Genomic DNA, 21,219 nt, shown 5'->3' with positions numbered 1-21,219 from the left:
ATGTATACGATTGGGGTCGACGTCGGCGGCACTTACACCGACCTGGTTGCAACTGACAAAACCGGGCGCACGGTTTTCGCGAAATCGCCGTCCACGCCGGCCGATCAGTCGATCGGCGTCATGGCGGGACTGGAAGAGCTGGCGCGCCGCCTCGGCGTCACGCGCGCGGCGATGCTCGCCGCGACCGACCGCCTGGTGCACGGCACGACGGTTGCGACCAATGCGCTGCTCGAGCGCAAGGGCGCGAAGGTTGCGCTCTTGACCACCGAGGGACACCGCGATGTCGTCGAGATGCGCGAAGGGCTGAAGCCGGATCGCTACGATCTGCGCACGCCGCCGCCGGAGCCGCTGGTGCCGCGCGAGCGCCGCTTTGGCGTGCGCGAGCGGCTGAAGGCCGATGGCCGCGCCGCGGTTGCGCTCGATGCTACAGCGCTCGGCGATGTCATCGCCGAGGTGAAACGTTCGGGTGCGAATTCGGTCGCGGTCTGCTTTCTGCACGCCTATCTCAACCCGGCGCATGAGCTTGCCGCCGCCGAGCAGCTTGCCAAGGAGCTGCCTGACGTCAGCGTGTCGCGTTCAAGCGACGTGCTGCCGCAGATCAAGGAATATGAGCGCGTCTCGACCACCATCGTGAACGCCTATGTCGCGCCGACGGTGCGGCGCTATCTCACCAATCTGGAGCGCAGCCTCGCGGAAGCCGGCTTTGCGGGCTCGCTGTTCGTGGTGCTGTCGCATGGCGGCATGGCGCCGGTGGAGGAAGCCTCGCGGCTCGCCGCGGGCACCGTGCTGTCGGGGCCGGCCGGCGGCATTTCCGGCAGCCGCCGCTGCGCGGATCTTCTCGGAATTCCCGATCTCGTGCCGTTCGACATGGGCGGCACCTCGACCGACATCTCGCTGATCGCAGACGGCCAGGCCTCGCTGTCGGCCGACGGCATGCTCGCCGGCCAGCGCATTGCGCTGCGCAGCCTCGATATCGCCAGCATCGCCGCCGGCGGCGGCTCGATTGCGAGCGTCGACGGCGGCCGCACGCTGCGGGTCGGGCCGGAGAGCGCGGGCTCGGTGCCGGGGCCGGCCTGCTACGGCAATGGCGGCCTGGCTGCCACCGTCACCGATGCCAATGTCGTGCTCGGCTATCTCGATGCCGCGGCCTTCATGGGCGGCGCGCGGCCGCTTGATCGTGCAGCATCGGAAACCGCGGTGGACCGGATCGCCGTGGCCCTCGAGCTGTCGCGGATCGAGGCCGCCGCCGGCATCTACAAGATGATCAATCTGAAGATGGCCGACGGCATCCGCCTGATGACGCTGCGCCGCGGCGTCGATCCCCGCAAATTCGCGCTGCTCAGCTTCGGCGGCGCCGCCGGCATGCACGCCGCCGAAGTCGCGCGCGAACTCGAGATCAAGCGCATCATCGTGCCGACGGTCGCCTCCGTCCTATCGGCCTGGGGCATGCTGACCAGCGATCTGCGCTACGAGGTCAGCCGCACCCATTACGGCACGGGCCGGGTTTCCGCCGATGAGGTGAGGGCGCTGTTCGCCGGGCTGGAGGCGCAGGCGGCGGGCCGGCTGCGCGACTGGTTCAAGGGCGACATCGCGATCGAGCGCTCGGCCGAGATGCGCTATGGCGAGCAGGTGTTCGAGATCGACGTGCCGCTCGGCGAGCTCGATCTCGGCGCCGCCGACCTGGTGGCGCAGATCGAGGAGCGCTTCCATCGCCGCCACGAGGAACTCTACACCTATGTCTCGCGCGGCCAGGAGGTGGTGTTCGTCAACGCCCGCGTCGCTGCGGTCGGCAAGGTGGCGCGCGGCAGCAGTGATGCCGGAACGGCCAGCTCGGCTGCGCCCTGCGCGCCGCGCGGCAAGCGGCAGGCCTGGTTCGGTGCCTGGCGCGAGGTGCCGGTCTATGCGCTCGACGATCTCAAGCCAGGCCAAGCGCTGGCCGGTCCCGCGATCATTGAGGCTGAAACCACGACCGTCCTGGTCGACAGCGGCGACCGCGTCGCCGTCAACCCGCTCGGCTGGCTCGACATAACATTGCGCTGATCGCCATGCGGGAACTGCGCTCCCCCTCCCGCTTGCGGGGGAGGGTTGGGGTGGGGGTCTTGCCGCAAAACGACTCTCTCTATGTGGAAGCAGCTCCCACCCGGATCACATCTTCGATGCGATCCGACCTCCCCCGCAAGCGGGGAAGGCAAGAAGAGTATCGGTCCGCCATCAACATTTCATTTTTCCGGCATTGGCTTGGGCGATAAACTCCGCTCGCTCGGGAGGAGCGCCGGCCAGCCGCCGGCGTTTGTGGCGATGTTGATGCGAACAAAAAGACAAACTGCGCTTTCGATATCCCTCGTCCTCGCAGCAATGCTCGCGGCGGCGCCGTTGCGCGCGCAGCAGGCGCAGACGGCGTCCGGCAACGAGATCCGCATCGGCAACGTCATGCCCTACACCGGACCGCTCGCCGCGTTCGCGACCATCGGGCGGGCGGAGGCGGCCTATTTCGACATGGTCAACGAGCATGGCGGCATCAACGGCCGCAAGGTCAGGTTCGTCTCGGTCGATGACAGCTCCAATCCGAAGACTGCGATGGAGCAGACCCGCGATCTCGTCGAGAAGCAGGACGTGCTGTTGATGTTCGGCTCGTTCGGTACGCCGAGCAATCTCGCGGTCCGGAAGTACCTCAACGAGAACAAGGTGCCGCAGCTGTTCGTCGCCTCCGGCGACGAGGCGTGGGCGCATCCTGTGACCTTTCCCTGGACCATGGGCTGGCAGCCGACCTTCCGCGCCGAGGGGCGGATCTACGCCAATTACATCCAGGCGGCCTATCCCTCGCGCAAGATCGCGGTGCTCTGGCAGAACGATCAGTTCGGCCGCGACCTGTTCAAGGGATTGCAGGAAGGGCTCGGCGACACCGCCGGCATGATCGTCGCCGATCTCGCCTTCGACGCATCGGAGACCGCGATCCAGAACCAGATCGGAATTTTGAAGAACTCCGGCGCCGACATCCTGGTGTTCGACGGCGCGCCGGCGATCGCGGCGCGCGCGATCCGCGTCGCCGCTGATCTCGACTGGCATCCGGTGTTCATCCTCGACAACGCGTCGGCCTCGATCGCCAGCGCCTTGCGCCCGGCGGGCCTGCAGAATTCGCTCGGCGTGATCTCGACCTCGTTCCTCAAGGATGCCGGGGATGCCTCCTGGAAGGACGATCCGCAGATCAAGGCGTGGCTCGCCTTCATGGACAAGTATTACCCCGACGGCGACAAGGACGACATCTACGCCGTGTTCGGCTACGCCGCCGCGGATACGCTGATGCAGGTGCTGCGCCAGTGCGGCGACGATTTGTCGCGCGAGAACATCATGCGGCAGGCCGCGTCGCTGAAGGACTACCAGAGCCCGATCGCGCTGCCGGGGATCGTGATCAACACCGGGCCGAAGGATTTCCGCCCGATCAAGCAGATGCGGCTGGTGCAGTTCGACGGCAACGCCTGGCAGCCGATCGGCGACGTGATCGAGAGCGCGTTCACGGCGGTGCGCGAGGATAATTGAGGGCACCCAGCTGGCGTTATGCGTCGTCGTCCCGGCCTTCGCCGGGACGACGATGGGTAAGGGCCGGCGCAACAACCGCCTACTTCTTCAGCCCGTAATTCAACAACCCGCCCTTGTTCTTTGGCGGGTGCGCGCGCAGGCCTTCCTCGTTCGGCTCGGTGCCCCAGCCCGGCCGATCCGGGATCACGAGATGGCCGTCGACGAATTCAGGCACGTGGGTGAACAGGTCGTGGTCCCAGGCCAGCCGATCGATGTCGGTCTCCATGATGCGCAGGTTCGGCACCGCGGCGCAGAAATGCGCGTTCATCATGGTGCAGAGGTGGCCGTAGAAATTATGCGGCGCGACGTTGACCTCGAAATGCTCGGCGGCGGCAGCGATCTTCATCGATTGCCAGACCCCGTTCCACGGCGTGTCGATGATCGCGACATCCATCGCCTGCTCGGTGAAATAGGGCAGGAATTCGCGCAGGCCGAGCAGCGTCTCGCAGGATGAGATCGGGTGCGGGCTCTGGCGCCGGATATAGCCGAGCGCCTGCGGGTTGAAGGTGTCGATCTCGACCCAGAACATGTCCATCTTCTCGATGGCGCGCAGGATTTTGAGATAGCCCTCGGTCTTGGCGTTGAAGTTGAGGTCGAGCAGAAGATCGACATCCGGCCCCGCGCCGTCGCGGATCGCCTCCAGGTGCATGCAGAGATTGCGCAGGACAGTGCGGTCGATATTGATCTCGGGCTGGAACGGCGAGCCGAAGCCGGGGCGCCAGCCTTGCGGCTTGCCGTCGGTATAGACGAAGATGTTGGTCTTCATCGCCGTGAATTTCTTCTCGCGCACTTCGGCCCCGATCGCCTTGACGCCGTCGAGATCTGTGATTGCCGGCTTGTACCAGTCGGGGTGATTGATGCGCCAGGTCGCGCAATGCGACCAGTAGACCCGCACGCGGTCGCGGATCTTGCCGCCGAGCAGGTCGTAGCAGGGCACGCCGAGCGCCTTGGCCTTGACGTCGAGCAGCGCGTTCTCGATCGCGCCGAGCGCCAGCGCCACCACGCCGCCGGCTGCGGGGCGCGTCGCGGCGAACAGCTCGACATAGATCCGCTCGTGCTCGAACGCATTCTTGCCGATCACCCGCGCCGACAGCCGCTCGATTGCCGCCGTCACACCGGGAGCGCCGAAGCCCTCGTCATATTCGCTCCAGCCGACCAGCCCGTCCGTCGTCGTCACCTTGACGAAGTGATAATTCCGCCAGCCGGCATCGCAGGCGAGCGTCTCGACGCTTTTGATTGTGGTTGATTTGCGCATGGTTTCCTGCCCGGCTGTTGTTGCTGTTGGGTTCAACAACGGATCGGCGAGGGCGTCAATTCGCGTCAGGGCAAGGCGACAATGCACGCAGGTTGGTGCAGGCTATATTTTCGCGCGGCCGTATTCTCAAACCGTCATCCTGAGGAGCGCGGAACGCGCGTCTCGAAGGATGAATGGCCCCGCTCGTGGCCGTCGACCCTTCGAGACGCCGCTTCGCGGCTCCTCAGGGTGACGGGGAGAGTCCGGTGTCAGGCCGGAACAGCGTCGGGCGCCGACGCTCAAATGTCTTGCGGCCGCGCTTGAAACCCATCAGCACGTCGGGCAGTTCGGCGATCGCGTTGGTTCCGCTGTCGGTATCGAGCACGACGATGTCGGCGGGGTTGCCGACCGCAATGCCGTAGTCGCCGAGGTTCATCAGCCGCGCCGGCAGGTCGGTGACGAGATCGAGGCACGAGTCGAACTCGCCGATCCCGGCATGCGCCGCATTGGCATAGAGATTGGCCATCCGCAGCAGCGATGCATCGCCGAACGGCGTGAAGGGATTCTGCACATTGTTGGTCGCGACCGAGCACAGCACGCCATCGGCGACGAGCCGATGCGCGGCCGTTAGCCCGCGCGGCGCGTTATGGGTGGCGTCGCGGCCCATCAGGTAGAGGTCGGTCGCCGGCAGCACGGTGACCCCGACGCCGGCCTCGGCGAGGCGCGCGCTCGCCGCCTTCAGCCGCTCGGGCGGCAGCGCGGAGAGTTTGGTCGCGTGTCCGATCGCGACGCGTCCGTGATAGGAGCGCCGTTCGGCCTGCCGGCAGACCTCCTCCATGTGCCACCAGGAGGGATCGAGGTCGAAATCGAGATGGAGATCGACGTCGACGTCGAACTCCTGCGCGAGGTCGAAGATGCGCGCGATATGGGCGTTCGGGTCGCTGTCGACATAGGGGCAGCCGCCGACCGCCTCGGCACCGTCGTTGAGCGCAGCGACCAAGAGCTCGTCGGCGCCGGGATCGTTGGTCAGGCCCTCCTGCGGGAAGACACAGAGCGAGAGGTCGAGCGCCCAGGCATAGTCGCGTTTCAAGGCCTTGACCGCCTCGAAGCCGCGCAGCCCGATCCGCGGGTCGATCTCGACATGCGTCCGCATCCGCGTGGTGCCCGCCGTGATCGCGCGCTCGATCACCTTGGCGCCGCGCGCATAGACATCCTCGACCGTGAAGTCGCGCTTCATCGCCGACACCGCGCGGATCGCCTCGCCGAGGCTGGCGTGATCGTGGCCGCAACGGCCGAGCAGGCAGGCCTTGTCGAGATGGATATGGGTGTCGACGAAGCCGGGCAACGCCAGCCGGCCGTTGAGGTCGACTTCGATCGCCTCGCTCACGAGGCGCGGCGCGATCGCGGCGATCCTGCCGCCGGCGATGCCGATATCGACCGCTGACGCGGAGCTGCGCGTCACGGCATTGCGGAAGACCAGGTCGAAGGCAGGTTTCGCGATCATCGGCGAGGAAACATCAAGATGGTTGCAGCCTAGCGGAAGGGCGAGGATCCGGCAGCACCAGATTGTGTGCAGTTTTACAGTTCGATTGTCTAAAAAATATGCATACACTTTGGCGGCCAGATTGTAGAGTCCGGATGATCCCTGGAGACCCGCCATGTCCGCACCCGCCAAAGCCGATGCCCGCCCGATGTCCGATGCCGAGACCGTCGAGGCCTATCTGACGGCGTCGATGATCCCCGATCCGGATGCGGCGGCGGCCTATATGAAGCCGGGCACGGTAATCACTTTCACCGGTGGGCGCGAATTCGACCATCCGCGCGGGCCGACCGCCTTCAACGCGAAGCGCTATCGCTGGGTGAAGAAGAGGATGGACCGCTTCGATGTCTGCCCTGGCACGGACGAGACTGTCGTCTACAGCGTCGGGACGCTCTACGGCGAATGGACCGACGGCACGCCGTTCGAAGGCAACCGCTATGTCGACCGCTTCGTGGTGCGGGGCGGGCAGATCGTCAAGATGGACGTCTGGAACGACAGCGCCGAGCGGATTTTGGTGCAGCGGGGGATCGAGGCGTAGGGGGCGGTGCCAGTTCTCCCTCGCCCCGCTCTGGCGGGGTGAGGGGCTGCATCCGCGAGTATCGGCCGCGGATAGACCTGTACCCCTCACCCGGATCGCATCTGCGATGCGATCCGACCTCTCCCCGCAAGCGGGGCGAGGTAAGAGCGTCAGCGCCGCGCCGCCTTCGGCAGCTTCACCACCTTTTCGCCGGTTGCCTCGTCGGCATAGGGGGCCAGAATATCCAGCAGATCGCGCCCGCGCTGCGGGCTCGGCGCGACCAGCGCCCGGTTCGCCACGGAATCCAGATGGCTGTGCATCAGCCCCATCACCTTGTCGACGTCGCCTTTCGCCAGCGCGGCGATGATCGCGCGGTGCTCGTTGATCGCGCATTCCGACGAATGCGGCCGGCTGTACAGCGACAGCGTCAGGCAGCAGCGGTAGGCGACCTCGCTGACATAGCGCACCAGGATCGGGCTGCTGGTCATGTGAGCGAGCAGGATGTGGAATTCGGTGGCGAGCCGGATCGACACCGCGTCGGTGCCGTCGCGGGCCCGATCCTCGGCGTCGACATGCGCGGTGAGCTCGGCGATCTGCGCCTTGGTCAGCTTGCCCGCGAGCTGCCGCACCACCAGCCGCTCGAGCTCGATGCGGATATCGAAGGCATCGCGCGCCTCCTGCCAGCTCGGCGTCGCCACCACCGCGATGCGGTTGCGGCGCAGCTCGACCAGGCCTTCCGCCGCCAATTGCCCGAGCGCATGCCGTGCGATGGTGCGGCTGACGCCGAAGCGCTCGCCGAGCGAATCCTCGGGCAGCTTGGCGCCGGGCTCCAGCGCCTGCTCGATGATCGCGCGCCGCAGCGCGCGGCAGATCACGCCGACCTTGTCTGACGATTCAGCCGTCTTGCTGCTGTCGGCGCGCCCCGCCATTGCCGCGAATCCCTCTCGAAGGTGCTTCGAACGCCTCTTTATCATACCGCCAAGGCAATCGGGCGCTCGAATTGCATGCAGTTTGAGCCACCGATTGCCCAAAAGGAATCCGCCCTTTGAAGCGCGGAACGCGCGATCTCCTTGATTTTCAACGCGGCCCCCGCTGGCATCCAGTTTGCATGCACTTTTCTCGTGATGCGCATGCAACCAAACTCCGAATTTGCCGGCGAACCGATGGCCGCCGGATCCGCGCCGACCGCGATCGAACTGTCGGACGCCTCCGTGACCTTCGGCCGCGGCGCCCGCGCCGTGCCGGCACTGTCGACAACCACGCTGCGGATCGCCGACGGCGAGTTCGTCGCGCTGGTCGGCCCGTCCGGCTGCGGCAAGTCCACCATCCTGCGGCTGGTTTCCGGCCTGGCGCGGCCGACCACCGGCGTCGTCATCGTCGGCGGCCGCGAGGTCGCGGCGCGCGCGATGCGGGTCGGCATGGCGTTCCAGAACCCGACCATGCTGCCGTGGATGACGATCGAAAAGAACATCATGCTGCCGCTGAAGATCGTCGAGCCGTTCCGCTCGCAATTCCGCAAGCTGCGCAAGACCGAGTTCCGCGACAAGGCCAATGCGCTGCTCGAGCAGGTCGGGCTGAAGGGCTTTGGCGGCCGCTATCCCTGGCAGCTCTCGGGCGGCATGCTTCAGCGCGCCAATCTGTGCCGCGCGCTGATCCACGAGCCGCGCATGCTGCTGCTCGACGAGCCGTTCGGCGCGCTCGACCAGTTCACCCGCGAGGAGCTGTGGGGAATCCTTCAGCAGCTCTGGATGACCCACAGGCCGACCGTGCTGCTGGTCACCCATGATCTGCGCGAGGCCGGCTTCCTCGCCAGCCGCATCTGCGTGATGAGCGCGCGGCCCGGCCGCATCCTCGACGACTCCAGGGTCGATTTCGCCCGTCCGCGTACCGTGGCGATGACCTTCGAGCCCGACTTCGTCGCGCTTAACCAGAAGCTGCGCGCCTTCATTGTCGATGCGCGCACCGCCGCGCGAGAAGGAGCCTGACCATGTCCGTGTCAGATATCAGGCAGAAGGCCTGGTCCGCCGCCCTGATCGTGCTGTTCTTCGTCGCCTGGGAGCTGTTCTGCCTGATGACGGGGATGTCGGACCTCGTGCTGCCGCGGCCGTCGCAGATCTTTGTCACGCTGTTCGAGAAACTCCCGATCCTGTGGCCGCACATCGTGCAGACCCTGGTCACCACCATGATCGGCTTCGTGCTCGGCGTGGCGCTCGGCGTCGCGCTCGGTGCCGTGATCGGGGTGTCAAAAACCGCCTACGACACCTGTTATCCGCTGCTGGTCGGCTTCTCGTCGATCCCGAAGGTCGCCGTGGTGCCGATCTTCGTGCTGTGGTTCGGCTCCGGCACCGTGCCGGCGGTGTTGACCTCGCTGTCGATCTGCTTCTTCCCGATCGTCGTCAACATCGCCACCGGCCTTGCCACCACCGAACCCGAACTCGAGGACGTGCTGAAGGCGCTCGGCGCCAGCAAGTTCGACATCCTGTGGAACGTCGGGCTGCCGCGCACGATGCCGTTCTTCTTCGCCTCGCTGAAGGTCGCGGTCTCCTACGCCTTCGTCGGCGCCGTGTTGTCGGAAACCGTGGCCTCGAACCGCGGCATCGGCAACGTCATGATGACCGCGTCCTCCAATTTCAACGTGCCGCTGGTGTTCGCCGGGCTGTTCGTGCTCGCCGGCCTCGGCGTCGCACTCTACGTCCTGTTCTCGCTGATCGAGGGCCAGGTCACCGGCTGGGCGACGCGCAAGGACAATGTCATCGCCACTTGAGACACTTCGTCACCGTCAAGCAATGAAGCTTAAGGAGATCTCGATGCTGAAAAAAGTAAGCGCCGCGCTGTTGGGATTGGCCCTGATCGCCGGTCCCGCGCGCGCCGAGGACACCACCATCAAGTTCACGCTGGGCTGGAAGACGCAAGGCTCGGACGCCGCGTTCTTCTACGCCAAGGACAACGGCTATTTCAAAGAGGAAGGCCTCAACGTCGTGATCGACCAGGGCGAGGGCTCCGGTGCGACCGTGACGCGCATCATGTCGGGTGCCTATGACGCCGGCTTCGGCGACGTCAACGCGATCATCCAAAACGCGGCGACCAAGCCGCAGGACGCGCCCGTCATGGTCTACATGATGTGGAACCAGCCGCCATTCGCGATCGTCGCCAAGAACTCGAGCGGCATCAAGACGATCAAGGATTTCGAGGGCCACACGCTCGGCGGCGCGCAGGGCACGCCGACCACGCGGCTATTGCCGGTGTTCGTGCACAAGAACGGGCTCGACGGCGAGAAGATCAAGGTCTCCAACATGGCGCCGAATCTGCAAGAGCCGATGCTGATCAAGGGCGACATCGACGCCGCGCTGGTGTTCAACATCACGAGCTATTTCAATTTGGTGCTGAACCGCCAGGATCCCGACAAGGACTTCAAATGGTTCTCGTTCGGCGATTACGGGCTCGACCTCTATTCCAACGGCGTGATGGTCTCGCGCAAGCTGATCGCGTCGAACCCGAAGGCGGTGGCCGGCCTCGTCCGCGCCATCAACAAGGGCGCGATCGCGGTCGCCAAGGACCAGAACGCGGCCATGAAGGCGGCGCTGAACTATGACAATCTGATCAATGTCGATGTCGAGAAGCGCCGGCTGCAATATTCCTTCGAGAAGCTGATCGTCTCGCCGGAGATGAAGGACATCGGCATCGGCGACGTCAGGGACGACCGCATGGCCCGCGCCATCGGCTTCATCGTCGAGGGCTACCAGCTTGCCCGCACGCCAGCCCCGGCCGAAGTGTTTTCGCGGGAATTCCTGCCGCCACGCGCCGAGCGGGAGTTGGTGTATACGGCGAATTGATTGAGCGAGGCCGAGCTCCGGCCGCATCGGAGGTTTGCTCCCTCTCCCGCGTGCGGAGGAGGGTCGGGGTGGGGGTTCTATCCACGAGTTGTATCGCGGAGAGAGCCCCCACCCGCCGCGCTCCGGACGACGCTTCGCGTCGCTTGTCGTGCGTCGACCTCCCCGCAAGCGGGAGAGGTGAAGTTGCGGAAGTGGAGATGACAGCCGATCATGACCGACGTCACGGCAACCCGTCTGTTCTGCGGTCCTGACCACGACATCCGCAACGACGTCGTGCTCCGTCACGTCGACGGCGTCATCACCGAGATCTCCGAAGCCGCGGGCCCGGCGAAAGGCCCGCGTTCCTTCGTCCTCCCCGCTTTCGTCAACGCCCACGACCACGCGCGCCCGCGCCCGTCGAGCTTCGGCGCGGTCGGCATGCCGCTGGAGAGCTGGATCCTGCGCACGGTGGTGGGCACGCCGGTCGATCCCTATCTCTCCGCGGCTTCGGCGTTTGCCCGCGCAGCGCAGGCCGGCTGCGCCGCGATGATGGTGCACTACACGAGGCCGAGCGGGACCATGCCGCTGGTCGAGGAGGCCAGGGCGATCGCGCGCGCCGCCGCCGATGTCGGCATCCGCATCGCCTTTGCCATCGCGGTGCGCGACCGGAACCCGATCGTCTATGGCGACAGCGAAGGTGTGCTGTCAGACCTTCCGGCCGACGACCGCAAGACGATCCAACAGCTGTTCGTGCGCGCTCCGATGTCGCCAAAAGCGTATATCGAGCTGACCGATGCCATCGCGTCGGCGATCGGCGGCCCGAAGGTCGACGTCCAGCTCGGGCCTGCGGGCGTGCAGTGGTGCTCGAAGCCGCTGCTGGAGGCAGTCGCGGAAAGCTCCGCGCAGACCGGCCGCCGCATTCACATGCATCTGCTCGAGACGATCTACCAGCGCGCCTGGGCCGACCGGCAATTTCCCGGCGGCATCGTCCGCTATCTCCGCGACATCGGCTTCCTCTCCGAGCGGCTGACGCTCGCGCATTGCATCCACGCACGGCCCGACGAGCTGGAGATGATCGCGGCGTCGGGCGCGCGCATCGTCACCAATTTCTCCTCCAACCTGCACCTGCGGTCCGGGTTGGCGCCGATCGCGGCGGCGCACGCTTGCGGTTGTGCGATTGCCGTCGGCGTCGATGGCCTTGCACTCGACGAGGACGACGACCTGCTGCGCGAGATGCGGCTGGTGCAGATGATGCACGGTGGTCTCGGTTTCAAGCGCACCTGGACAGCTCGGGAGTTCTTCGCGCTCGCGATCCGCAATGGCCGCCGTGCCACCGGCGCGCCCGGGGCCGGCGAGCTCGCCATCGGTGCGCCGGCCGATTTCGTCGGCATCGATCTCGACCGCCTCGAGCGCGATCAGATTCTCGATGCGGATCCGCTCGACCTGCTGTTTGCGCGCGGCAATGCGTCGCTGATCTCCGAGCTTGTGGTCGATGGTCGCACCGTCGCCAAGGCCGGCCGGTGCCTCGCTGTTGACTTTCCCGCCATTGAGCAGGAACTGCGCGGCATCACCCGCGCGAGCGCGGCCACATACGCGCATGTCTTGCGCGCATGGCCGCGATTGTCGAACTCAGTGCAACACTGGTTCGAAGCGCAGCTCACCTGCAATTAGCTGCACAATCCTCGCTTCGCGCCGAGCAGCAATTTCAATCATACGCTCGCTAATTCCGTCAAGCGGAAGAAAATTCCACTTGCATCACACTCGTCGCGCGGCTTCAAGTTCAGGCAACAAGAAACTGAATCAGCCGCTGTCACCGGCTGGTCATTTTGTCGCGAGGAAGCGTGATGGGCGCGTTGTCGCATCTGCGGATTGTCGAGATCGGAAGTGCTGCGGCGACGAGCTATTGCGCGCGGCTGTTTGCCGATTTCGGCGCCGATGTGCAGAAGGTCGAGCCGCCGCACGGCGATCCGCTTCGCCGCACCGCGCCGCTGACGCCCAAAGGCCAGAGCGCGTGGTTTGCGTTTCTCACCTTCAACAAGTCGAGTGTCGTGCTCGACAAGCGCGACGCAGGCGCGGCATCGCGCCTGCGCGAGCTGATCAGCGGCTGCGACATCCTGCTCGACGGGCGCGGCATCGCTGCGGCGGATTGTCCCGAGATCGATCTCGACGCGATCAAGCGGGATAATCCCGGCCTGATCCATCTTGACCTCGCCTGGTTCGGCGATCGCGGTCCCTACGCCAATTTCGCGGCGACGGACTCCACGATCCGTGCGCTGAGCGGACTGGTGAAGCTGGTCGGTCCGGAGCAGGGGCCGCCGATGCACGCGCCGGATTTCCAGATCGGCATTCTGGGCGGGCTGTGGGGTTTCATCGCCGCCGCATCGTCGGTGCTCGGGCGCATGCAGGACGGGCGCGGGCGCGAAAACCATCTCAGCCTGTTCGAGGCCTCCATCGCCGTCACCGAATACATCATGTTCGAGGCGTTCCAGCGCGGCGACATCATGCGGCGGATCGGCGTCAACCGGTTCTGGCCGACCTTTCCGGTCGGCATCTACGAGACCAGGCAGGGCTGGCTCGGCGTCACCACGGTGACCCCGGCGCAATGGCGCGCGTTCTGCGAGATGCTCGGGCTCAACGAGCTGCGCGACGATCCGACGCTGGTCATGGGTGTCGACCGGCTGCGCCATGTCGCCGAGATCGAAGGCAGGATATTGCCGAAGCTGAAGCAGCGTACCGCGCAGGAGTGGTTCGCCGAGGGGCTCAAGCGCAGGATTCCGATCGTGCCGGTGCCGGAGGTAGCGGATCTCATCGCCGATGAGGAAAAGCGGGCGCGCGGCGCCATCGTCCCGATCACCGTCGGCGACGAGACCGGCTTTTCCGCCGGCACGATGCAGCGGCTGACCGCAACGCCGCCGTTGCGCGGCGGCCGGGTGCCTGATCTCGGCGAGCAGCAGCCGAGGCGCGAGGCTGCGCCGCGCGTGCCGGCGCCCAGGCCCGCTGCAACCGATCGCTTGCCGCTCGAGGGCATCCGCGTCGTCGACTTTTCGATGGGCTGGGCCGGGCCGATCTGCACCCGCACGCTCGCCGATCTCGGCGCCGACGTCATCAAGATCGAGGCGACCCAGTATCCGGACTGGTGGCGCGGCGTCGACCGCCGTCCGGCCTATGTGCTGGAGCAGATGTACGAGAAATCGGTGCGCTACTGCATCATGAACCGCAACAAGCGCGGCATCACGCTCGATCTGACCCGGCCGAAGGGGCTTGCGCTCGCAAAACGCCTGCTCGCTGGTGCCGACCTCGTGGTCGACAATTATTCGGTCGAGGTGCTGCCCAAGCTCGGCCTCGGCTACGAGGTGCTGAGCAAGATCAATCCGAAGCTGGTGATGATGTCGATGTCGGCGTTCGGTGCCGGCAGCGTGCATCGCGACTGCCGCGCCTATGGCTCGACCCTGGAGCAGGGCTCCGGCCTGCCCAGCGTGGTCGGCGATCCCGATGGTCCGCCCGTCATGAGCCATACCGCGTTTGGCGACGCCGTCGGCGGGCTCAATGGCGCCGCCGCGGTGCTGACCGCGCTGATCCACGCCAAACTGACGGGGCAGGGGCAGTTCATCGATCTCGCGCAGATCGAATGCATGATGCCGTTCGCCGCGCCCTGGATCGTCGCGCATTCGACCGATGGCAAGCCGCCGACCAAATACGGCAACCGCCATCCGGATTTCGTGCCGCATGGCTGCTTTCGCTGCGCCGGAGAAGACAACTGGATCGTCGTTGCGGTGTCCGACGACGCGATGTGGCCAAAGCTCGCGCGGCTGCTCGGCCGCGAGGACTGGGCGGCGGACGAGACGCTCAAGACCGCCGCGGGCCGCCGCGCCATCGAGGCCGAGATCGAGGCTGCGATCATGGCCTGGACCGCGACGCACGATGCCGATGCGGCGATGACCGCGCTGCAATCCGCCGGCGTTGCCTCCGGCGTCGCGCGGCTGCCGATCGATCTCCTGAAGGATCCGCAGCTCCACGCCCGCGGCTTCATCCAGCAGGTCGACCGCGCGTTCATCGGACGACATCCGCAGCCGTCGATGCCATTTCGCGAGAGCGATGCGCCATTTGTCATTCGTTCAGTGCCACCGACCCTCGGCGAGCATAACCGCGAGATTCTCGGCGGCATGCTCGGGCTCTCCGACGCCGAGCTCGATGAGCTCACCCGCGAGGGCATCATCGGCACCGAGATGCTGATGGAGGAGCAGCTGGTGAAAGAAAAGAAGCGGGCGGCGGGCTGATGGAGGCAGGTCAGCCGGCACAGCGCAGGGCGGCGGGTGCGCGCGAGGCCGCGCGGCCGCTGCTGTCCGTGCGCGGGCTCGGCATCCGCTTCAAGACCGCGCAGGGCGTCTGGCAGGCGACGCGCCGCATCGACTTCGACGTCTTGCCCGGCGAACGCGTCGGCATCGTCGGCGAGAGCGGCTGCGGCAAGACCATCACCGGCCTGTCGATCCTGCGGCTGTTGCCGGGCAATTTTGCCGGCCTCGACGGCAAGATCCTGTTCGACGGCGTCGATCTCGCCTCCTGCAGCGCGCGGCAGATGCGCGCGATCCGGGGCAAGCGCATCGCGATGATCTTCCAGGAACCGATGAGCGCGCTCGACCCGGTGTTCACCGTCGGCCACCAGATCGCCGAGACGCTGCGCGTCCATACCGACGTCAGCTATGAGGAAGCCCGCGCCAAAACGCTGGAGATGCTTCGCCGCGTCGGCATCGCCTCGCCCGAGCGGCGGATCGACGACTATCCGCACCAGCTTTCCGGCGGCATGCGCCAGCGCGTGATGATCGCCGCGAGTTTGATCTGCGGGCCGCAGCTCCTCATCGCGGACGAGCCGACCACCGCGCTCGACGTCACCGTGCAGGCGCAGATCCTCGAGCTGCTGCGCGACATCAGCGAGACCTCGAAGACCGCACTGATGCTGATCACCCACGATCTCGGCGTCGTCGCCGAGACCTGCACGCGGATGATCACGATGTATGCCGGCGAGGTGATCGAGGACGCCACCGTCGACGAGGCGCTGGTACGGCCGCTGCATCCCTACACGTCGGGACTGTTACGCTCGCTGCCGCATTTGAGCCCGCGCCACGGCCGGCTGCCGTCGATCCCGGGCCGGGTGCCGTCGATCGCCGAGATGCCGAACGGCTGCCGCTTCCGGGCCCGCTGCGCGCATGCGGTGAAGGGTTGCGAGGCCGAGCAGAAGCTGCTGGACGCCGGCGGCGGCCGAAGAGTGCGCTGCTGGCGCTTTGCCGAGCTCAATCTGCCGGGCGCGCTGCATCCGCCCGGCGCGCCGGCTGCCGCGAAGGTCGCGACGCAATGACCACAGCCGGTGCCGAGCCCCGCCGCGACGCCATCGTCTCGGTGCGTGACCTCCAGGTCCGCTTCCAGACCTCTGACCGCCGCGCCACCGTGAAGGCGGTCGATGGCGTCAATTTCGACGTTCGTCGCGGCGAGACCTTCGGCATCATCGGGGAGTCCGGATCGGGCAAGACCACGATCGGCCGCGCGCTGGTGTTCCTGCTCAATCCCAGCGCCGGCGCCATCCTGCATGACGGCATCGATCCAACGGCACTGCCGCGCCGGGAGTTTCAAAACCATCGCCGCGACTACCAGATCATCTTTCAGGACCCGAACGCCGCGCTGAATCCGCGCATGACCATTCTGGCCTCGGTGCTGGAGCCGCTGGAGCTCGCACGTGTCGGCAACAGCGCCGAGCGCGAGCGGCAGGCGCGGGAGGCGCTGGAGCGCGTCGGCCTGCCGCAGGAGTTCGGCGCGCGCTACCCGCATCAGCTGTCCGGCGGCCAGAAGCAGCGCGTCGTGATCGCCCGCGCGCTGACGCTCAAACCCAAACTGATCGTCTGCGACGAGGTGGTGGCCGCGCTCGACATGTCGATCCGCGGCGACGTGCTCAATCTGTTTGCCGATCTGCAGCGCGACCTCGGGCTGACCTATGTCTTCATCACCCATGATCTCGCGGTCGTCTCGCATATCAGCGAGCGCGTCGCGGTGATGTATCTCGGCCAGTTCGTCGAGCTCGGGCCGACCGAAGAGGTCGCCGAGCGGCCGCTGCATCCCTACACGATCGCGCTGCTGTCGGCCGAGCCGCGGCCGCTGCCGTCCACGATGCGGCAGGAGAGCCGCATCGTCTTGCAGGGCGAGGTGCCGAGCCCGATCGACCCGCCCTCGGGCTGCCGGTTCCGCACCCGCTGCCCGCATGCGCAGCCGCTCTGCACCGACCGCGTGCCGGAGTGGCGCGAGCTGAAGCCCGATCATTGGGTGGCCTGCCATTTTGCCGACCGCCCCAATTTTTCATCGAACTAAGAACACCGGAGAAACGCCATGACAATGACGACACGACGCGAGGCCATGGCGCTGATCTCGGGCGCATTGGCCAGCACCACCCTCGCCGGCCGCGCCTTCGCGGAAGGCCCGCCGAAGAAGGGCGGCACCCTGCGCATCTCGGCGCCGGCCAATCCATCGAGCCTCGATCCCGCGACCGGCGGCGCCGGCTCCGACCACGCCTTCCTGTTCACGATGTACGACACGCTGACCGAATGGGAGTTCGATACGCTGAAGCCGAAGCCCGGCCTTGCCGAAAGCTGGAAGTTCACCGATCCCACCACGCTGGTGCTCAACATCCGTGCCGGCGTCACCTTCCACGACGGCACGCCGCTCGATGCGGAAGCCGTCAAGTTCAACCTCGAGCGCAACCGCAGCGATGCGAAGTCGAACATCAAGGCCGATCTGCTCTCGGTCGCCGCGGTGGAGGTCACCGGCCCGCAGCAGGTGACGTTGAAGCTGAAGACACCCGATACCGCGCTGCCCGGGATCCTTTCCGACCGCGCCGGCATGATGGTGTCGCCGACGGCGCTGAAGGCGGCCGAGGGCGGCGTGGTGACGCGCAAGCCGGTCGGCGCGGGCGCCTATTCGTTCGTCAGCTGGGCCGACGGCGAGAAGATCGTGGTCAAGCGCAACGAGAAATACTGGAAGCCGGAGCGGCCGCTTCCCGACGCCATCGAGATCTCGATCATTCCCGAGCTCACCACCGGCGCCCGCTCGGTCACCGCCGGGCAGAACGATCTGATCTACCAGCTGCCGCCGCGGCAGAAGGTGATCATCGAGCGCGCCTCCAGCGTCAAGGTCGTGCATGGCCCGACGCTGTACGTGTTCCAGATCTTCCTGAACTGGGCCAAGCCGCCGTTCGACAATATCAAGGTCCGCCAGGCGCTGAACTTCGCGATCGACCGCGAATCCTTCGTCAAGGCCGCGCTCGCCGGCCTCGCCGAGCCGGCCTACATGAACCTGCCGAAGGCGCATTGGGCCTATGATGCCGAGGTCGCGAAGCTCTATCCGTACGATCCCGACAAGGCACGCAAGCTGCTCGCCGAGGCCGGCTTCAAGGAGAACACCCCGATCGAGTTCGGCGGCTATCCGGACCAGGATTCGGTGCAGCGCCAGGAGATCCTGATCGAGCAGCTGCGCAAGGCCGGCATCAACGCGCGCTTCGTCAATGCCCCGGTCGCGGAGGCTTCCGCCGCTTTCTTCGGTCCGGAGAAGAAAGGGGCAGGGCTGCTCTCGGCCTGGACCGGACGGCCCGACCCGAGCCTGACCTATTCGCTGATGTTCACCAAGGACGCCTATTACAATGGCGGCCGCGCGCCGGTGCCGGCCGAGCTCGAGGCCGCGATCAAGGAATCGCGCGCGTCGGAGGACATCGAGACCAGGCGCAAGGCGTTCTCCACCGTGCAGCGGCTGGTGATGGAGAATGCCTTCGTCGTGCCGCTGGCGTTCCAGTTCGAGCTGGTCGCCATGAACAAGAAGGTGCAGGGCTATCGGCCGAACCTGCTCGGCAAGCCGAAATACGACGACGTCTGGCTCGGGAGTTAGGCGATGGCGCGACGGTCACCGGTCAAGGTCGTCGGCAGCCGCCTCGTGCAGGCGCTGCCCGTGATCCTGCTCGCGACCTTCATGGTGTTCGCGCTGCTCAAGCTGGTGCCCGGCGACATCGCCGTGACACTGGCGGGCGACAACGCGACCGACGCGCGGATCACCGAGATCAGGAAGATCTACGGCCTCGACCGCCCGTTCCTGGTGCAATACGGCGCCTGGCTTGGCAATGTCGCGCAGGGCGATCTCTCGCAATCGCTACTCAGCGGCGAGAAGGTCGCGGACTCGATCGGACGTGCGTTTCCGAACACGCTGCTGATCGTCGCGATCGCGCTGGCGCTGGCGCTGGTCACGGGCATCCCGATGGGCGTGATGGCCGCGATCAAGCCGAACGGCTGGATCGACAAGCTGATCAGCATGCTGGCGTCGCTCGGCGTCGCGGTGCCCGGCTTCTGGCTCGCGATGATCCTGGTGGCGGAATTCTCGCTGAAGCTGAACTGGCTGCCGGCGACCGGCGCGAAATCCTTCGGCGTCTCGCCGGTCGATGCGATCCGGCACGCGCTGCTGCCCGGCATCGCGATCGCGGCCTACGGCATGGCCGAGGTCGCGCGCCAGCTGCGCGGCGCGCTGCTGGAGGTGCTGTCGTCGCAATATGTCCGCACCCTGCATGCCAAGGGGCTGTCGATGTCGCGCATCCTCTGGCAGCACGGCCTGAAGAATGTGGGCGTCAATCTGCTCACCATCATCAGCCTGTTGGTCAACCGCATGCTGGCGGCAACGGTGGTGATCGAGGCGGTGTTCGCGATTCCCGGCCTGGGCAGCCTGATCGTGCGCGGCGCGATCCAGCGCGATTTCCCGATCGTGCAGGGCGTCGTCTTCACCATGGTGGTGGTTGTCATCGCGGTGAACCTGATCACCGACCTGCTCTGCGCCGCGGTCGATCCGAGGATCGAGCAATGACCGAGGTGGCGCTTGCTCCCCTGAAGGCACCGGCGAGGCCGACGCGGCTGCGGCGATTTGCGCGCTGGCTCGCCGGCGATCTCCGCGCCGCGCTGTCGATCCTGGTGCTCGCGGTGCTCGTTGTCGTCGCGATCGGTGCGCCCTGGATCGCGCCCTATGCGCCGACCGCGCAGGACGTCAACAACATGCTGGCGCCGCCGGGGCCGGCCCATCTGCTCGGCACCGACGATCTCGGCCGCGACATCTTCTCGCGCCTGATCTATGGGGCGCCGGCCACCGTCTATGCCAGCCTGCTTGCGGTCGGCGTCGCGGTCCTGATCGGGCTGCCGGTCGGCCTCATCGCCGGCTATTTCGGCGGCTGGATCGACGACATCATCAGCCGCATCATCGACACCTTCCTGTCGTTCCCCGCCATCGTGCTGGCGATCGCGGTCACCGGCGCGCTCGGCATCGGGCTGACCAACGGCATGATCGCGGTCGGCATCACGATGTTTCCGGCGCTGGCGCGCATCGTCCGCGCCCGCACGCTGATCGTGCGGCAGGAGCTCTATGTCGATGCCTCCAGGGGATTCGGCGCGCCGACCTGGCATGTGCTGTGGCGCCACGTGCTGCCGAACACGCTGCAACCGGTCATCGTGCAGGTGACGCTCTTGCTCGCCGCCGCGCTGCTGGCAGAGGCCAGCCTGTCGTTCCTCGGCCTCGGCATCCAGCCGCCGGACCCGAGCTGGGGCGCCATGCTGGCGCGCGCCTATCAATACATGGAAATCGCCCCGGAGCAGATGTATGCGCCGGGCGTTGCCATTCTCGTCGTCTCCCTGGCGTTCAACGCACTCGGGGAGTCCTTGCGTGTCGTGCTCGATCCGACCATGAAGGATCGCTAGAGCATGATCCGGAAAAGTGGGTACCGGTTTTCCGGTCAGATCATGCTCAAACAAAAGAGCCTTTGGTGAAGTTGTGATGTCGTTCAAGAAATTGCTGATTGCCAATCGCGGTGAGATCGCGATCCGGATTGCCCGTGCCGCTGCCGACAGCGGCATCGCGACCGTCGCGATCTATCCCGCCGACGATGCCGCCTCGCTGCATGTCCGATCGGCCGACGCAAGCCACGAGATTCCGGGCCGCGGCGCGCGGGCCTATCTCGACATCGAGGCCGTCATCGCGGCGGCCAAGGCCGCAGGCTGCGACGCGCTGCATCCGGGCTACGGCTTCCTCAGCGAGAACACCCAGCTCGCGCGGCGCTGTGCCGGGGAGAGGATCACCTTCGTCGGCCCGTCGCCGGAGGCGCTCGATCTGTTCGGCGACAAGGCCAAGGCAAAGGCGCTGGCGAAGAAATGCGGCGTCCCGATCATTGCCGGCACTTCGGAGGCGACCAGTCTCGACGAGGCAAAGGCCTTCTTCGCCGCGCTCGGTGCCGGCGCCGCCGTGATGATCAAGGCGATCGCCGGCGGCGGTGGCCGCGGCATGCGAGTGGTCGAGGATGCCGCCAAGCTCGACGAGGCCTATGCGCGCTGCCAGTCCGAGGCCAAGGCGGCGTTCGGCAGCGATGCGGTCTATGTCGAACGGCTGATCCGCAAGGCGCGCCATATCGAGGTGCAGGTCATCGGCGACCGCCACGGCGCCATCAGCCATCTCTGGGAGCGCGAATGCACCATCCAGCGCC

At 66.4% G+C, this 21,219-nt stretch carries 17 protein-coding genes; 14 read left to right on the top strand and 3 right to left on the bottom strand.

Going from position 1 to position 21,219, the window contains the following annotated elements:
* Positions 1–2,040 carry a hydantoinase/oxoprolinase family protein gene (locus tag E2I15_RS11080; RefSeq protein WP_137477156.1) on the top strand — a complete coding sequence of 680 codons (2,040 nt, stop codon included), beginning with the start codon at positions 1–3 and terminating at the stop codon, positions 2,038–2,040.
* A gap of 264 nt (positions 2,041–2,304) precedes the next feature.
* The gene (locus tag E2I15_RS11075; protein ID WP_422109814.1) at positions 2,305–3,537 is read left to right on the top strand and encodes an ABC transporter substrate-binding protein; all 1,233 of its coding nucleotides are present in this window, start codon (positions 2,305–2,307) and stop codon (positions 3,535–3,537) included.
* Between the two features lie 79 nt (positions 3,538–3,616).
* Here the strand turns inward: E2I15_RS11075 and E2I15_RS11070 are convergent, their stop codons facing one another.
* Both E2I15_RS11070 and E2I15_RS11065 read right to left on the bottom strand, forming a co-directional pair.
* Positions 3,617–4,831 carry a mandelate racemase/muconate lactonizing enzyme family protein gene (locus E2I15_RS11070; RefSeq protein WP_137477154.1) on the bottom strand — a complete coding sequence of 405 codons (1,215 nt, stop codon included), beginning with the start codon at positions 4,829–4,831 and terminating at the stop codon, positions 3,617–3,619.
* 223 nt (positions 4,832–5,054) lie between these two features.
* Positions 5,055–6,314 (bottom strand): amidohydrolase family protein, encoded by a 1,260-nt coding sequence (locus E2I15_RS11065; RefSeq protein WP_137477153.1) that lies wholly within the window; start codon positions 6,312–6,314, stop codon positions 5,055–5,057.
* A 154-nt stretch (positions 6,315–6,468) separates the two neighbouring features.
* Between E2I15_RS11065 and E2I15_RS11060 the strand changes: the two genes are divergently transcribed.
* Complete coding sequence (locus E2I15_RS11060; RefSeq protein WP_137477152.1) at positions 6,469–6,888, top strand: nuclear transport factor 2-like protein; 420 nt, start codon at positions 6,469–6,471, stop codon at positions 6,886–6,888.
* A gap of 149 nt (positions 6,889–7,037) precedes the next feature.
* On the opposite strand, the gene E2I15_RS11055 is transcribed toward E2I15_RS11060, so the two are convergent.
* Positions 7,038–7,796: a GntR family transcriptional regulator gene (locus tag E2I15_RS11055; protein WP_137477151.1), complete on the bottom strand. Its 759-nt coding sequence runs from the start codon at positions 7,794–7,796 to the stop codon at positions 7,038–7,040.
* A gap of 201 nt (positions 7,797–7,997) precedes the next feature.
* Between E2I15_RS11055 and E2I15_RS11050 the strand changes: the two genes are divergently transcribed.
* From E2I15_RS11050 to E2I15_RS11000, 11 genes are all read left to right on the top strand, one after another.
* The gene (locus E2I15_RS11050) at positions 7,998–8,852 is read left to right on the top strand and encodes an ABC transporter ATP-binding protein (RefSeq protein WP_246667938.1); all 855 of its coding nucleotides are present in this window, start codon (positions 7,998–8,000) and stop codon (positions 8,850–8,852) included.
* 2 nt (positions 8,853–8,854) lie between these two features.
* A complete protein-coding gene (locus E2I15_RS11045) occupies positions 8,855–9,631 on the top strand; it encodes an ABC transporter permease (protein WP_137477149.1) in 777 nt (258 codons plus the stop codon).
* A gap of 43 nt (positions 9,632–9,674) precedes the next feature.
* The gene (locus E2I15_RS11040) at positions 9,675–10,700 is read left to right on the top strand and encodes an ABC transporter substrate-binding protein (protein WP_137477148.1); all 1,026 of its coding nucleotides are present in this window, start codon (positions 9,675–9,677) and stop codon (positions 10,698–10,700) included.
* 210 nt (positions 10,701–10,910) lie between these two features.
* Complete coding sequence (locus E2I15_RS11035; protein ID WP_155262312.1) at positions 10,911–12,350, top strand: amidohydrolase family protein; 1,440 nt, start codon at positions 10,911–10,913, stop codon at positions 12,348–12,350.
* A gap of 173 nt (positions 12,351–12,523) precedes the next feature.
* Positions 12,524–14,956 carry a CaiB/BaiF CoA transferase family protein gene (locus E2I15_RS11030; RefSeq protein WP_137477146.1) on the top strand — a complete coding sequence of 811 codons (2,433 nt, stop codon included), beginning with the start codon at positions 12,524–12,526 and terminating at the stop codon, positions 14,954–14,956.
* Positions 14,956–16,032 carry an ABC transporter ATP-binding protein gene (locus tag E2I15_RS11025; protein WP_137477145.1) on the top strand — a complete coding sequence of 359 codons (1,077 nt, stop codon included), beginning with the start codon at positions 14,956–14,958 and terminating at the stop codon, positions 16,030–16,032. The genes E2I15_RS11030 and E2I15_RS11025 overlap by 1 nt, the downstream gene beginning before the upstream one ends.
* Entirely contained in the window at positions 16,029–17,033 is a 1,005-nt protein-coding gene (locus E2I15_RS11020) for an ABC transporter ATP-binding protein (RefSeq protein WP_137477144.1), read from the top strand. The genes E2I15_RS11025 and E2I15_RS11020 overlap by 4 nt, the downstream gene beginning before the upstream one ends.
* An 18-nt stretch (positions 17,034–17,051) precedes the next feature.
* The gene (locus E2I15_RS11015; protein ID WP_137477143.1) at positions 17,052–18,599 is read left to right on the top strand and encodes an ABC transporter substrate-binding protein; all 1,548 of its coding nucleotides are present in this window, start codon (positions 17,052–17,054) and stop codon (positions 18,597–18,599) included.
* A gap of 3 nt (positions 18,600–18,602) precedes the next feature.
* A complete protein-coding gene (locus tag E2I15_RS11010) occupies positions 18,603–19,559 on the top strand; it encodes an ABC transporter permease (RefSeq protein WP_137477142.1) in 957 nt (318 codons plus the stop codon).
* Positions 19,556–20,440, top strand: a complete 885-nt coding sequence (locus E2I15_RS11005) for an ABC transporter permease (protein WP_137477141.1) — start codon at positions 19,556–19,558, stop codon at positions 20,438–20,440. Before E2I15_RS11010 ends, E2I15_RS11005 begins: the two co-directional genes overlap by 4 nt.
* A 76-nt stretch (positions 20,441–20,516) precedes the next feature.
* Positions 20,517–21,219: biotin carboxylase N-terminal domain-containing protein (locus E2I15_RS11000; RefSeq protein ID WP_155262324.1), on the top strand; the 703-nt coding region annotated here is incomplete at its 3' end.

Source organism: Bradyrhizobium sp. BR2003 (assembly GCF_009720285.1).
In the GTDB taxonomy this organism is placed as follows: Bacteria; Pseudomonadota; Alphaproteobacteria; order Rhizobiales; family Xanthobacteraceae; genus Bradyrhizobium; species Bradyrhizobium elkanii.
Note: the sequence above shows the minus strand (reverse complement) of the source record. Positions and strands in the feature narration are given on the sequence as shown.